Genomic DNA, 13,322 nt, shown 5'->3' on the forward strand with positions numbered 1-13,322 from the left:
GGTCCTCTGGTGGGATGACCGGGTGCCCACCCCCCTGGTGATCGACACCGACCCCGGCATCGACGACGCCCTGGCGATCCTGCTGGCGCTGGCCAGCCCCGAGGTCGACCTCCGGCTGGTGACCACGGTGCACGGCAACGTGGAGCTGGCGCGGACCACCGAGAACGCCCTGCGGGTGCTGCACCTCGCCGGCCGCAGCGACGTGCCGGTCGCCGCGGGCGCCGCCGCCTCGCTGGTGCACCCGCAGGCGGAGCGGGCCGGGCACGTGCACGGCACCGCCGGGCTGGGCGGGGTGGAGCTGCCGCCGTCCCCGGCCGCCGTCGACCCCCGCCCGGCGGTCGTGGCCCTCGCCGACCTGCTGCTGTCCTCCTCCGAGCCGGTGACGGTGGCCGCCATCGGGCCGCTGACGAACATCGCCCTGCTGCTCGGCGTCTTCCCCGAGGCGGCGCGGCGGATCGGGCGGCTGGTCGTCATGGGCGGGTCGGCGTCGTTCGGCGGCAACGTCACCGCGGCCGCGGAGTTCAACGTGTGGGCCGACCCCGAGGCGGCGCAGGCTGTGTTCGGCGCCGGGCTGCCCACGACGATGGTCGGCCTCGACGTGACCGTCCCCACGGTCCTGACCGAGGAGGGGATCGCCCGCTTCGCCGGCGCCGGTCCGGTGGGCGCGCAGGCCGCGGCGATCCTCCGGCACTACCTCGACCACGCCCGCGGCTCGTACGGCACCAGCGGCGTCGTCGTGCACGACGCGCTGGCGCTCACCGAGGCGATCGTCCCCGGCACGCTGGGCACGGTGCGCCGCTCGGTCGTCGTCGACACCACGCTGGGTGCCGGGCGCGGGCAGACGCTGGTGGACCGGCGCACGGTCTGGGCCGGTGACGGCGCCGTCGCGGTGGCGGAGACGGTCGACAGCCCCGCCGCCGTCCAGTTCCTGGTGGAGCGGCTGGCGGAGCTGGCCCGCTCCCTCTAGCGCTGCTGGGTGGAGGCGACGATGCCGGTGGCGATGTCGCGCAGCTTGCGGTTGTAGCGCTGCGAGGCCTCGCGCAGCACCTCGAAGGCCTGGTCGGCGTCGATGTGCCGCTGCGCCATCAGCACGCCCTTGGCCTGCTCGATCACCGCGCGGGAGTCCATGGCCACCCGCATGTGCCGCGCCTGCTCGCCGAGCTGGGCGTGGGCGTCGGCGTTGACCACGGCGACCGCGATCGCCTCGGCGACGTCGAGACCGGCCTCCAGGGAGTCCGGGGTGGCGAAGGCCGCCGGCTGCGACGAGTAGATGTTCAGGGCGCCGATGCTGCTCCCCTGGTAGGGCAGCGGCACCGACAGCGAGCTGCGCACGCCCACCTCCTGCACGCGGGAGACGTAGTCGGGCCAGCGCGTCTCGGTGCTCACGTCGTCGATGCGCAGGACGACGTTGCCGCGGCCGGCGTCCAGGCACGGGCCGTACCCCTGCGCGTACTGCAGCTCGTCGGCGACCAGCGCCATCTCGCCGGAGTGCGCGGCCGTGAACCCCTTGTCACCGCGGATCAGGGTGATCGACGTCGACTCCGCGCCCGGGATGCTGCGCCGGGCGAGGTCGGTGATCTCGCCCAGGACGTCGTCGAGGCCGCGTCCGGCGAGGACGACCCGGCTGAGCTCCCGCAGCATCTGCTCCACGATGATCAGTTTGCCAACCCGCTCGGGAGATTCCGGGTCCCCTCTGCGCGACGGGACCGTTTCGGCCAGGATGGGGAGCGGCCGGGTCCGCTCCCGGCGCGCCTGCGGAGCCGACGCGAGGGGGAGGGATGGCCCAGGAGCCGAGCCGCGACCCCGGTCCCCCACCGGCCCTCGAGACCTGGCCGTGCGCCCCGGTCCCCTCGGTGCCCGGCGACGTCTGGCACTGGCAGCTGGCGTCGATGCCCCTGGTCTCGCGCGTGCGCGCCGACCTGCGGGCCCGCATCGCCCACCCCTCGGTGAGCTCGCAGTCCACCGACGACGCCCGCGACGGGCTGCTGCTGGTGTTCGAGGAACTGGCCTCCAACGCGCTGCGGCACGGCGGCGGCGACGTGCGGGCGCTGGTGGTGGCCGGGCCCGACGGCTGGCTGCTCGACCTCAGCGACGAGGCGCCGCAGAAGCCGCCCGTCCCGGCGGTGGACCGTGACCCCGCGCTGGGCGGCATGGGGCTGCACCTGGTGGCGCAGCTCTCCGTCGACTTCGGCTGGGAGCAGCGGCCGGGCCGCAAGCACGTGTGGGCGCGGCTGCCCTCGGGGCGCGAGGAGCTGGAGGCCGCGCGGGACCGGCTGCCGGAGCCGCGCTCCCCCGAGTTCCCCTGGGGCGACTGAGCGTCACGCGCCGCGCTTGGCGCGCTCCTCGCGCAGCGCCTGGAACACGCGCCGGCGCACCCGGTCGCCCTCCCGTTCCGGCAGACCCACGAAGCGCAGCGAGAGCAGCCAGCGGGTGCCGCGGGTCTGCAGCCGCACCACCTCGGCCTCGGTGGTCAGGGGGGCGTCCTCGAGCTGGACGAGCAGGTCCACCGTCGCGCCGGTCTCCGGCGGGACGCCGAAGCCCTCGGCGGCCACCCGCAGGCCGGCCTCGCTGAGGTCGACCGACTCGCCCTCCACCTCGACGCTGCCGTAGCCGACCTCCACGGGCAGCGCCAGCCGGGCGCGCACGGCGGTGCGCCGCTGGGTGACCTCGGCGGGTCCGGTGGTCCGCAGCCGCCAGCGCGGCGCGGCGCCGTGCTCGACCGCGACCACCTCGGCCGGCAGCGCACGGGTCTCGTCGCCGCAGATCCAGAAGACCTCGACCGCGTCGCCCTCGGTGACCACGACCTGCTCGACGTACTCGCCGACCGACGGCCGCACCGCCAGCGAACCGGACCCGACCACCTCCACGCGCGTGCTGACCGAGACGCCCCGGCTGCTGAGCGTCACCTCGGCCTCGCTCTGCTCCTCCGGGTGGTCGACGCCGGGCTCGCTGATCATGTGGTCACTCCGATCTGGTTCCGCGGCCTCCGGGCGCCACCCGAGCAGACCGCGCGGTGACGAACCGTAGCCGTCACGCGGATCGTCACGTTCCGCTCCGCACCAGACCCGCCGACAGGGGCGCTCACCCGCAAGGGTGAGCCGCTCACGCAGGGTCAAGGATCGGACGGGTCCGGCCGATGGGAGGGCGTGCTGACCTCCATCCCCCGGCGTCTCGCCGCGCTGCTCCCCGAGGGCCGGCTGCTGCCGGAGGCCGTCTGGCGGCGGCGCCACACCGTCATCGTCCGCATCGCCACGCTGCAGGCCGCCGGCCTCGCCGCCCTGGCGCTGCTGACCGGCTCCTCGGCCCTCTCCGCGCTGACCGGCGCGGTGGCCCTGCTGCTGCCGCTGGCGTTCGCCCTGCCCGCCGAGTTCAGCCGCAAGGTGCGCGCGGCCGCGACGACGCTGAGCCTGCTGGGCGGTTCCATCCTGCTCGTCCACCTCCTGGACGGCGTCACCGAGGCGCACTTCTCCTTCTTCGTCGTCGTCGGCCTGGTGTCGCTGTACCAGGACTGGACGCCGTTCGGCATCGCGCTGCTGCTGACCATCGCCCACCACGGCCTGCTGGGCACCGCCCACCCGCACGACGTGTTCGGCACGGCCCAGGCGCAGGAGCAGCCGTGGATCTGGGCCGGCATCCACGGGGCGTTCGTCCTCGCGGCCAGCCTGGCCAACCTCGCCGCCTGGCGGCTCAACGAGCAGCAGGGCCTGCAGGACCCGCTGACCGGCCTGGCCAACCGCACCTCGCTGGCCGAGGCGGCGGCCCGCCTGCTGGAGCGCTCCCGCGGTCCGGTCAGCGTCGTCCTGCTCGACGTCGACGACTTCAAGGCCGTCAACGACGCGCGCGGGCACACCACCGGCGACCAGCTGCTCACCGCCGTCGCCGCCCGCCTTGCCGGCTGCGTGCGCCCGGAGGACGTGGTGGGCCGGCTCGGCGGTGACGAGTTCGCCGTCGTCGTGGCCGACGGTCCGCGCACCGCCCGCGCCGTCGCCGCGCGGGTCCTGGCCGCGTTCAGCGACCCCGTGACCGTCGCGGGCCGCAGCCACGTCGTGCACGTCAGCATCGGCGTCGCGGACACGACCACCGCCGCCGAGCGCACGGCCGGGACGCTGCTGCGCAACGCCGACCTGGCGATGTACCTGGCCAAGGCGCAGGGCAAGCACCGAGTCGTCGTCTACGCCGATGGCATGGACGAGGCGGCGCGCGGCAAGGTGGAGCTGGTCGAGGGGCTGTCGGTCGCGCTGGACGAGGGGCAGCTGGAGGTGCACTACCAGCCGGTCGTCTCGCTCTCCGGCGGCGAGCCCGTGGGGTACGAGGTCACCGGCTACGAGGCCCTGCTGCGCTGGCACCACCCCGAGCGCGGCATGGTCTCCCCCGCCGAGTTCGTCCCGCTCGCCGAGGACACCGGCCTGATCGTGCCGATCGGGGCATGGGTGCTCGCGGAGGCCGCCCGCCAGGCGGTCGCCTGGTCGCAGGAGGCCGGCCGGCCGATCCGGATGGCGGTGAACCTCTCCCCCCGCCAGCTGGCGGAGGAGGACATCGTCGCCACGGTCGCCGGCGCCCTGGAGGACACCGGCCTGCCCGCCGCGCAGCTGACCCTGGAGGTCACCGAGAGCGTGCTGGTGCAGGACGTCGACCGCGTCGTCGACCGGCTGCTGGCGCTGCGCGCCCTGGGCGTCCGGGTGGCCATCGACGACTTCGGCACCGGCTACTCGAGCCTGTCCTACCTGCGCCGGCTGCCCGCCGACATCATCAAGATCGACCGGAGTTTCGTCACCGACCTCGCCCAGGACGGCGCCTCGCGCACGCTGATCTCCTCGATCATCGAGCTGGCGCGCAGCCTGCGGCTCGACGTGGTCGCCGAGGGCGTCGAGGACGCCGTCCAGCGCAGCGTGCTGCAGTCCCTGCAGTGCTCGCACGCCCAGGGCTACCTGTTCGCGCGGCCGCTCCCGGCCGGGCAGCAGCGGCCCGGCGAGCTGGACGCCGCACCGCTGCCCGCTCCGCGCCGTCCCGTGGAGGCGGCCCTCCCGGCCTGACGTGTCAGCCGGGCCGCGTGCGCGTGCCCGCCGCGCTCCGCGAGGGGCGGCCGGCTAGGCCGAGTCGGCGACCGCGGCGCCCGCGTGCTCGTGCCGGGCGCAGTGCGCGCAGCAGTAGAAGTGCCCGTCCACCACGACGCCGTGGCCGATCACCTTGCAGCCGCAGTGCTCGCACACCGGCGCCATCTTGTGGATCGCGCACTCGAAGCTGTCGAAGGTGTGCCGGGCCCCCGCGGCGATCACCTCGAAGCTCATGTCGTAGTCGTTGCCGCAGACCTCGCAGACCGCCATCGCCCCTCCCCGAGCCGGTGTCGACCGCGCTCCTTCCCCGGACGGCGGCGGCGGACACGCGCCAGGCCGGACGTCGGCCCGACCGCGGGCCGTGACGGGTCAGCCCCCGCGGCGGGCGGTGAAGCTGCTGACGAACTCCCGCAGGCTGCGCGTGGGGCGCAGCCACGCGCCGTCCGGCGGCAGGGCGTCGAGCCGGACCCGGTCCAGCGGCGCGGCGAAGGCACCCGGCACGTCCTCGATGTCGATGAACTCCAGCAGGTCCGAGCTGATCGCGTAGCCGGCCACCTCGCTGAAGGCCACGACGACGACCTGGGTCCCTCGCCGGGCGAGCTCCTCCAGCGGCTCGGCGAAGTTGCGCCCGTCCCCGGAGAACACCACCAACCGACGCAGCCGGTGGCTGTGCGCCCGGACGGAGATGTGGTCGAGCATGTCCTGGTCGATGTCGTCGTCCGGCTGCGTCTTGGGCCGGGCGAACACGGCGAAGCCGAAGCTGCGCAGCGCCTCCACCCACCGCTGCAGGCTGCCGACGACCGGCGGGATGTTGGCGAACACGCACGCCTCGACCTCGGGGGCGTCCGGCGCCGCCGGGTCGCCCGCGCCGTCCACGAACCACGCGGCGATGGCGTCGAACCGCGGCCGGGTCTCCGCCGTCGGCCGGGCCCCGATCACCGTGGACAGGGTCATGTCGATGTTCGGGGCGTCCCAGATGAGCAGGTCGAGCGGCGGTCGCGGCCGGCCGTCGGCCGGTGCGCGTGCCGGGTCGTCGTCCAGGGCCGGGGTCTCGAGCACCTCCGCAGTGTGCCCGCTCGGTGCGGCGACGACGCCGGCGAGGTCGGTGGCCGGCCGGGGCGGCCCGGCGGGAGCGCTGGCCCGGCGCACCCGGCGCCGGGCCGGGCGGTCGGTCAACGCCGCTGACCCTCCACGGCCAGCGCACAGCGGTCGCCCCCGGCCGCCTTCACGGCGCGCACCCACGGCGACACCCGCTCGGCCGGCATCGGCTGCCCCAGCAGCCAGCCCTGCGCGAGGTCGCACCCCGCCTCGCGGACCAGCCGCAGGTGCTCGGGGGTCTCGACCCCCTCGGCGACGGACCGGATGCCCAGGGTGCGCGTCAGCGCGACGATGGCCGCCAGCACGTCACCGCTGCCCGCCGCTGAGGCCTGCTGCGCCGCGCTGAGCAGCGACCGGTCGATCTTCAGCGTGCCGATGGGCAGGGCGAGCAGCTGCGCGAGCGAGGACCAGCCGGTGCCGAAGTCGTCGATGGCCACCCGGACGCCGAAGGAGCGCAGCACCGACAGCTGCTCCTCGGCGCGGGCGGGGTCCTCCGCGAGGCTGGTCTCGGTCAGCTCCAGCGTGAGCTGCTCCGGTGGCAGCCCCGACTCGCGCAGGGCCGCGCGCACGTCGCGCACGAGGGTCTCGGTGGCGAAGTGCCGCGCGCTGATGTTGACCGCGATGCGCAGCGGCAGCCCCTCGGCCGCCCACTGCGCGGCGTTGCGGCTCGTCTCGTGCAGCAGCCAGCGGGTCATGGGGATCAGCTGGCCGGTCTCCTCGGCCACCGACAGGAAGGCGTCCGGCGGCAGCAGGCCCCGCTCCGGGTGCTGCCAGCGCACCAGCGCCTCGACGCCCTCGATCGCGCCGGTGTCGAGCCGCACCACGGGCTGGTAGTGGACGACGAGCTGGTCGAGGGCGCCGTCGCGCAGCCGGCTGGCCACCTCGAGGCGCCAGCGCGCGGCGTCGCGGAGGCCGGCGGAGAAGAGGTGCACCCGATCACGCCCGGACGCCTTGGCCGCGTACATGGCCGAGTCGGCGTCGCTGAGCAGGCCGTGCGCGTCGGTGGTGCCCGGCTCGGCGACCGCCACGCCGATGCTCGCCGACAGCGGCACGGCCAGGCCCTCGGCGGGGAACGGCGCGCTGAACGAGTTCTGCAGCCGGAACGCGAGCGCGGCCGCCTCGTTGCTGTCCACGTCGCGGGCCAGCACGAGGAACTGGTCCCCGGCCAGCCGGCCCACGGCGTCGCCCGGTCGCACCTGCTCGACCAGCCGGTAGGCCACCTGGCGCAGCAGCGCGTCGCCCACCTGGTGGCCCAGCGAGTCGTTGACCGTCTTGAAGCCGTCGAGGTCGAGGTGCAGCAGGGCCGTGGGCCGCCCGCTGGGGTCGTGCAGCGCGTCGGCGACCAGCTCGAGCAGCCGCGACCGGTTGGGCAGCCCGGTCAGCTCGTCGTGCCGGGCCTGCCAGGCCAGCGCCTGCTCCCCCACCACCCGCTCGGTGACGTCGATGTGGCTGATCACCACCTGCCGGGTCCCGGCGACCCGGGAGGCCTGCAGCCGGAACCAGGCGACGCCGGGGCCGAGGCGGGTGGAGTACTCGTGGTCGAAGGGCGGGGCGTCCTCCGGCCCGTCCAGGAGCTGCTCGAGGCCGTTCTCGATCGCGGCGTGGTCGTCGGGATCCAGCCCCTTGGCCATGCACGCCAGGTAGTCGTCGCCCACGGCACCCGGTTCGTGGCCGTTCTGGCGCAGCAGCTCACCGCTGACCGCCCATGCCCGGTTCGCCGTGAGGATGCGGCCGTCCTCCCCGACCAGGACGGTCGCCGCAGGTAGCGCCTCGAGGATCGCCGTCAGCTGGCCGGTCCGGGCCCGGCGGACCAGGTCGGCGCGCCGCCGCTCGTCGATGTCGCGCACGAAGACGGTGACGCCGAAGGAGTCGGGGGTCGCCCGGATCTCGTACCAGCGCTGCGACGGCTCGTGCACGTACTCGAACGCCCGCGGCTGGCCGTCGCTCACGACGGTGACCAGCTGGTCGGCGAGCAGCGTGCCGGCGACCTCGGGGCGGCACTGCTCGAGCGTGTGCCCCAGCAGCTCGTCGGCCGTGACCCGCAGCAGCCGTTCCCCGGCCGGGTTCACGTAGGTGAAGCGCCAGCTGCGGTCGAGCTGGTAGACGGCATCGGAGATGCCCTGCAGCGGGTCGTGACGGACCGGCGTCCGGTCGACGTCGTGAGACTCCACGCTGCCCGCTTCCTGCTCCCCCTGCGGCGCGTCGGACCCGGCCGCGGGGCACCGCGGACCGACCGACCTGGACGACGCCGGCTGCGTCCTCGCCGCCGGCGCTCCCTCCGAGAGTAGCGGGGGACAGCGGTGAGTCACACCGGTGTGACTCGCGCGCGATCGACGATCTTGCGGGTCGCCGTTCCCGCCGGGAGAGTGCCCAGGACCGCGCCCCAGTCGCCGCCGAGACGTGTGGCGCAGAACGCATCGGCGACGGCGGACGGCGCGAACCGCAGGAGCAGCGAGCCCTGGAGGCAGAGGGCCAGCAGGCCGGCCACCCGCCGGGCGCGCAGCGGCAGCTGGTCCGGATCCCCGAGCTCGGTGGCCAGCCGCTTGACGGCGTCGTCGAAACGCGGATCGACGCCGCGGGCGAGCTCGATCTCGGCCGTCACCGCGGCGAGGGAGTCGGAGTGCCGGCTCAGGGCCCGCAGGACGTCGAGGGCGATGACGTTGCCCGAGCCCTCCCAGATGGAGTTCAGCGGGGCCTGGCGGTAGAGGCGGGGCAGCCCGGAGTCCTCGACGTAGCCGTTGCCGCCCAGCACCTCCAGCGCCTCGGCCACCGTGGCCGCCGTCCGCTTGCACACCCAGAACTTGGCGGCGGCGCCGGCCAGGCGGAGGAAGTCTGACTCCCCGGCGTCGAGCGCGGCGGCGAGCCGGATCGCCAGAGCCGTCGCCGCCTCGCTCTCGACGGCGAGGTCGGCCAGCACGTTCTGCATGAGCGGCTGGTCGACCAGCAGGGCGCCGAAGGCCCGGCGGTGGTCGGCGTGGTGGACCGCCTGCGTCAGCGCGGCGCGGACGGTGGCCGCCGAACCGAGCACGCAGTCCAGCCGGGTCACGTTGACCATCTCGATGATCGTCGGGACGCCGCGACCGGGCTCGCCCACCAGCCAGCCCGTCGTCCCGTCGAACTCCACCTCGCTGGAGGCGTTCGACCGGTCGCCGAGCTTGTCCTTGAGGCGTTGCACGTGAAACACGTTGCGGCTGTGGTCGGGGAGGACCCGCGGGACGAGGAAGCAGGAGACCCCCTCGTCGAGCTGGGCGAGGACGAGGAACAGGTCGCTCATCGGCGCGGACGTGAACCACTTGTGCCCGGTGAGGGCGTAGGTGCCGTCGGCCCGGGGGACCGCGCGCGTGCTGTTGGCACGGACGTCGGAGCCGCCCTGCTTCTCGGTCATGCCCATGCCGGCGATCAGGCCCGGCTTGGCCGTGGGCTCGGCGAGGCCGAACTGGTAGGCCCGTGCGGTGAGCCCGGGTTCGTAGCGGGCGGCGAGCTCGGGGTTGCGCCGCAGCGCGGGGACGACGGCGTAGGTCATGGTGACCGGGCAGCCGTGGCCCATCTCGACCTGGGTCCAGCCGAGGTAGCCGGCGGCCCGGCGGACGTGCGGGTGGGGGTCGGCGCTCGCCCACGGGGCGCCGGCCAGGCCGTGCGTGACGGCGGTGCGCATGAGCTCGTGCCACGCGGGGTGGAACTCGACCTCGTCGACCCGGTGGCCGTAGCGGTCGTGGGTGCGCAGCTTCGGCGGGTTCTCGTTGGCCAGCCGCCCCCACTCCTGCGCCTGCTCGCTCCCGGCGAGCCGGCCCAGCTCGGCCAGCGACTCCAGGGCCTCCTCGCCGGCGTGGCGGACGCAGGCCTCGGCGAGCGCGGCATCCCCGGCGATCGGGTCGTGGCCGACCAGCGGCGGGACCTGGTTGGTCACCTCGTGGGTGGTGCTCATGGCGCGACGCTACCGGCCGGTAGGGAACGGGCGACACCATCGGCGCCCTCCGGCATGATCCCCGCGTGCGTGGGCCCCGACTTGCCGGCCAGAGGACGATGGGCGCCGTTGCCCGACGGCTGCGCGAGGGTGCCGCCGAGGAGTGGTTCGTGGCGCTCGGCACCTCGATGCGGCCGGCGATCGCGACCGTGCAGCGCGTACGGCTCCGCCGTCCGGCACCGGGCCAGAGCGTGCAGGGCCGCATCGCCCTGGTGCGGGTCGGCGGCCGCTGGTGGCTGCACCGGGTCGTCGACGAGCGAGGCGACCGGGTGCTGGTCGCCGGCGACAACGGTCGGGTCAACGGGTGGACGCCGCGGTCGGAGATCGCCGGTGTGGTCGTGGACGACGCCGCCCGTGCCCGCCCGGCCCCGTGAATCCCGGGCGGACACGATGCGGCCTGCGTCCTGCTCTGGTGCGCCGCCCGTGGCCGTCCGGCCCCGTGAATCCCGGGCGGACACGGCGCGGCCTGCGTCCTGCTCTGGTGCGCCGCCCGTGGCCGTCCGGCCCCGTGAATCCCGGGCGGACACGGCGCGGCCTGCGTCCTGCTCTGGCGCGCCGCCCGTGCCCGCCCGGCCCCGTGAAACCCGGGCGGACACGAAGCGGCCGCCCCGGCGGAGGACCACCCGACCCGCCCCGTGACGGGTCGGGCAGCACCGCCGGTCCCGGTCGGAGGGGCCGCGCCGGACCCGGCGGAGCCTGGGCACGACGACGGGTCCCTCCTCCCGGACCGCCCGGACGCAGCGGCGTCCGGACGGCGGATCGGGAAAGGCCGGCCCGCCCGGCGTCACGCGGACGCGCGGGGGGACCGGCCCGGAGGGACCTCAGTCGGGCGAGGTGGACGGCTCGGGATCCGAGCCGTTGCGGAGGGCGTCGGCCGGGTCAGCGCAGACCGTGCCGACGAGCTCCGGGTGCCGCGCCCCGGCGGGGAACACGGCGAAGAAGGCGGGCGCGGCCGAGCCGCCACCCGCAGAGGACGACGGCGGCGCCGAGGTCGGGACCTCGGCCGGCCCGCCGGAGCGGGGAGCAGGAGCGGTCCGGTTGTCCTCGACCGGAACCTGCTGTGCGGACGTCCGGACCGTGGTGGAGGCGGTGTCGGACGGAAGCGTCGAGAGGGCGAGGGCCGGCCCGACGACGGCGGCCGGGATCGCCTCGGCGGCCCCGGCGACCTGAGGCACCGCGGTGTCGAGCGGCGTCGCCACGGGCTCGGCGCCGGCGACGCGGAACTCCGCACCCTCGACGGCAGGGGCCACGTCACCGCCAACCGGAGCGACGACGGGGGCGACGACGTCCTGCACGACGGGGGCGACGACGCCGTCGAGCACCGGCGCGACGACCGGGGTCACCGCTCCGCCCACGACCGGGGTCAGCACCTGGTCCACGACCGGCGCCGCAACTCCGACGACGGGGACCACGACACCGTCCAGGACCGGCGCCATGACCGGGGCGAGGACCTCGACCACGGGGACCACGACGCTGTCCACGACCGGCGCCAGCACGTCCTCGATGACCGGAGTGAGCACGTGGTCGACCACCGGGGTCACGACGTCGGTCACCGGCACCACGACCGGCACGAGGACGTCGGTGATCGGGGTGAGGACCTCGACCACCGGGGGGACGACCTCGACCGCCGGGACGACCACGTCATCCACGACCGGGATCACGACCTCGACCACCGGCGCGAGCACCTCGCCGACCACCGGCGGCAGCACCTCCACCACCGGCACGACGACATCGACCACCGGGGGCACGACCTGGTCGACCACGGGCGCCACGACATCCTCGACCACCGGGGTGACGACCACATCCACGACCGGGCTGACGACCTCGACGACCGGAGTCACCACGGGCGCCACGACGTCCTCGACCACCGGCACGACTACCCCATCGACCACAGGCGCGATGACGTCGACCACCGGGAGGACGACCTCGGTCACCGGGGCGACCACGTCATCGACCACCGGCACCACGTCATCGACCACAGGCACCACGACGTCGGTCACCGGAGTGACGACGTCCACGACCGGCGCGACGGCTTCCACGACAGGAGTCACCACGGGCGCCACGACGTCCTCGACCACCGGCACGACGACCCCATCGACCACAGGCGCGATGACGTCGACCACCGGGGGGACGACCTCGGTCACCGGGACGACCACGTCATCGACCACCGGCACCACGACGTCGGTCACCGGGGGCACGACCACATCCACGACCGGGCTGACGACGTCGGTCACCGGCGTGGGAACCGCGTCGATCGCCGGTGTCGCAACCCCGTCGACGGGCGTGATCACGTCGTCGACGACCGGAGCCACGACCTCGTCGACCAGCGAGGAACCGGTCTGCTCGAGCGTCGGCGTCAGGGCCTCGTCCACCACCGGGACGCCGACCTCCGTCACCGGCAGCGTCGGCGTCGCCACGTCCTGCAGCACCGGGCCGAGGACGTCGACGACCGGAGGGGTTGCCACGTCCTCCGCGACAGCGGGCGCGGGAGCGGACATCTCGTCAGCAGGCCCCGACACCGCCTCCGCCACGGGTGCGTCGGCCGCGTCCTCGTCGACTGCGGGGGGTGCCGCCTGGGGCGCGGGCTCCGACACCGGGTCGACGACGGGCGCGGCCACGTCCTCCACCACCGGGAGGACGACGTCGGTCACCGGTGCCGGCAGCGGGGCAGTCGGCACCGGAGCCGGCGAGGGAGCCGCGTCCTGCGGCGCCGGCTCAGCGGTCGGCGTCTCGGCCGTCGGCGTCCCGGCGGTCGGCGTCTCGGCCGTCGGCGTCTCGGCCGTCGGCGTCCCGGCGGTCGGCGCCGTGGCCGTCGGCGTCCCGGCGGTCGGCGCCGTGGCCTCGGCGACCGGGGCGGCGACGTCCTCGACCACCGGCGCAGCGGGGACGACGGGAGCGGCGACGTCGGCCACCGCCTCCACCACGGGAGCGGGAGCGACCGACGGCTCCGGGGCAGGCGCCGGCTGGTCAGCCGACTCCGTCGGTGGTTCGAGCAGTCCGAGCCCGGTGGAGAGCGGTCCCGGCGCCGGCTCCTCGGCGCGGGCGGGCCCGCTCACGAGGAGGAGGGCGAGCAGCCCTCCGGCCGTGAAGAGCAGGAAGATCAGCGCACGCCGGGCCCACGAGTGGGGGAGCGGCTCCTGCTGGGCCGCTGCACCCGTGGGCTCGGGCATGCCTCCTTCGGTAGGCAGGAGCGCGGCACGGGAAAC

11 protein-coding genes are annotated in these 13,322 nt (G+C 75.3%); 4 read left to right on the forward strand and 7 right to left on the reverse strand.

What is annotated here, in order from left to right; all coding sequences use genetic code 11:
* The first annotated feature begins 22 nt into the window (after positions 1–22).
* A complete protein-coding gene (locus tag ACI78S_RS06610; protein ID WP_456971438.1) occupies positions 23–967 on the forward strand; it encodes a nucleoside hydrolase in 945 nt (314 codons plus the stop codon).
* On the opposite strand, the gene ACI78S_RS06615 is transcribed toward ACI78S_RS06610, so the two are convergent.
* Positions 964–1,641, reverse strand: coding sequence for a GAF and ANTAR domain-containing protein (locus ACI78S_RS06615; protein WP_456971696.1), 678 nt, complete (start codon positions 1,639–1,641; stop codon positions 964–966). The genes ACI78S_RS06610 and ACI78S_RS06615 overlap by 4 nt on opposite strands.
* A 137-nt stretch (positions 1,642–1,778) precedes the next feature.
* On the opposite strand from ACI78S_RS06615, the gene ACI78S_RS06620 reads away from it, so the two are divergent.
* Positions 1,779–2,315, forward strand: coding sequence for an ATP-binding protein (locus ACI78S_RS06620; RefSeq protein WP_456971439.1), 537 nt, complete (start codon positions 1,779–1,781; stop codon positions 2,313–2,315).
* 3 nt (positions 2,316–2,318) lie between these two features.
* Here the strand turns inward: ACI78S_RS06620 and ACI78S_RS06625 are convergent, their stop codons facing one another.
* Positions 2,319–2,957: a flagellar brake protein gene (locus ACI78S_RS06625; protein ID WP_456971440.1), complete on the reverse strand. Its 639-nt coding sequence runs from the start codon at positions 2,955–2,957 to the stop codon at positions 2,319–2,321.
* A 189-nt stretch (positions 2,958–3,146) separates the two neighbouring features.
* Here ACI78S_RS06625 and ACI78S_RS06630 point away from each other — a divergent pair, with 189 nt between their 5' ends.
* Positions 3,147–5,033 carry a putative bifunctional diguanylate cyclase/phosphodiesterase gene (locus tag ACI78S_RS06630; protein WP_456971441.1) on the forward strand — a complete coding sequence of 629 codons (1,887 nt, stop codon included), beginning with the start codon at positions 3,147–3,149 and terminating at the stop codon, positions 5,031–5,033.
* A gap of 54 nt (positions 5,034–5,087) precedes the next feature.
* Here the strand turns inward: ACI78S_RS06630 and ACI78S_RS06635 are convergent, their stop codons facing one another.
* From ACI78S_RS06635 to ACI78S_RS06650, 4 genes are all read right to left on the reverse strand, one after another.
* Positions 5,088–5,324, reverse strand: coding sequence for a hypothetical protein (locus ACI78S_RS06635; RefSeq protein ID WP_456971442.1), 237 nt, complete (start codon positions 5,322–5,324; stop codon positions 5,088–5,090).
* A gap of 99 nt (positions 5,325–5,423) precedes the next feature.
* The gene (locus ACI78S_RS06640; protein ID WP_456971443.1) at positions 5,424–6,230 is read right to left on the reverse strand and encodes an NYN domain-containing protein; all 807 of its coding nucleotides are present in this window, start codon (positions 6,228–6,230) and stop codon (positions 5,424–5,426) included.
* Complete coding sequence (locus tag ACI78S_RS06645; RefSeq protein ID WP_456971444.1) at positions 6,227–8,323, reverse strand: putative bifunctional diguanylate cyclase/phosphodiesterase; 2,097 nt, start codon at positions 8,321–8,323, stop codon at positions 6,227–6,229. Before ACI78S_RS06645 ends, ACI78S_RS06640 begins: the two co-directional genes overlap by 4 nt.
* Positions 8,324–8,457: 134 nt before the next feature.
* The gene (locus tag ACI78S_RS06650; protein WP_456971445.1) at positions 8,458–10,077 is read right to left on the reverse strand and encodes an acyl-CoA dehydrogenase family protein; all 1,620 of its coding nucleotides are present in this window, start codon (positions 10,075–10,077) and stop codon (positions 8,458–8,460) included.
* Between the two features lie 98 nt (positions 10,078–10,175).
* On the opposite strand from ACI78S_RS06650, the gene ACI78S_RS06655 reads away from it, so the two are divergent.
* Positions 10,176–10,490 carry a hypothetical protein gene (locus ACI78S_RS06655; protein ID WP_456971446.1) on the forward strand — a complete coding sequence of 105 codons (315 nt, stop codon included), beginning with the start codon at positions 10,176–10,178 and terminating at the stop codon, positions 10,488–10,490.
* Positions 10,491–10,937: 447 nt separating this feature from the next.
* On the opposite strand, the gene ACI78S_RS06660 is transcribed toward ACI78S_RS06655, so the two are convergent.
* Positions 10,938–13,286: a hypothetical protein gene (locus ACI78S_RS06660; RefSeq protein ID WP_456971447.1), complete on the reverse strand. Its 2,349-nt coding sequence runs from the start codon at positions 13,284–13,286 to the stop codon at positions 10,938–10,940.
* Between the last annotated feature and the right edge of the window lie 36 nt (positions 13,287–13,322).

Source organism: Geodermatophilus sp. SYSU D00815, assembly GCF_054050035.1.

Bases quoted from the DNA above. Each gene is read 5' to 3' on its own strand.
- ACI78S_RS06660 (WP_456971447.1), bottom strand. From the start codon at position 13,286: ATGCCCGAGCCCACGGGTGCAGCGGCCCAGCAGGAGCCGCTCCCCCAC.
- ACI78S_RS06655 (WP_456971446.1), top strand. From the start codon at position 10,176: ATGGGCGCCGTTGCCCGACGGCTGCGCGAGGGTGCCGCCGAGGAGTGG.
- ACI78S_RS06625 (WP_456971440.1), bottom strand. From the start codon at position 2,957: ATGATCAGCGAGCCCGGCGTCGACCACCCGGAGGAGCAGAGCGAGGCC.
- ACI78S_RS06620 (WP_456971439.1), top strand. From the start codon at position 1,779: ATGGCCCAGGAGCCGAGCCGCGACCCCGGTCCCCCACCGGCCCTCGAG.
- ACI78S_RS06635 (WP_456971442.1), bottom strand. From the start codon at position 5,324: ATGGCGGTCTGCGAGGTCTGCGGCAACGACTACGACATGAGCTTCGAG.
- ACI78S_RS06650 (WP_456971445.1), bottom strand. From the start codon at position 10,077: ATGAGCACCACCCACGAGGTGACCAACCAGGTCCCGCCGCTGGTCGGC.
- ACI78S_RS06615 (WP_456971696.1), bottom strand. From the start codon at position 1,641: ATGCTGCGGGAGCTCAGCCGGGTCGTCCTCGCCGGACGCGGCCTCGAC.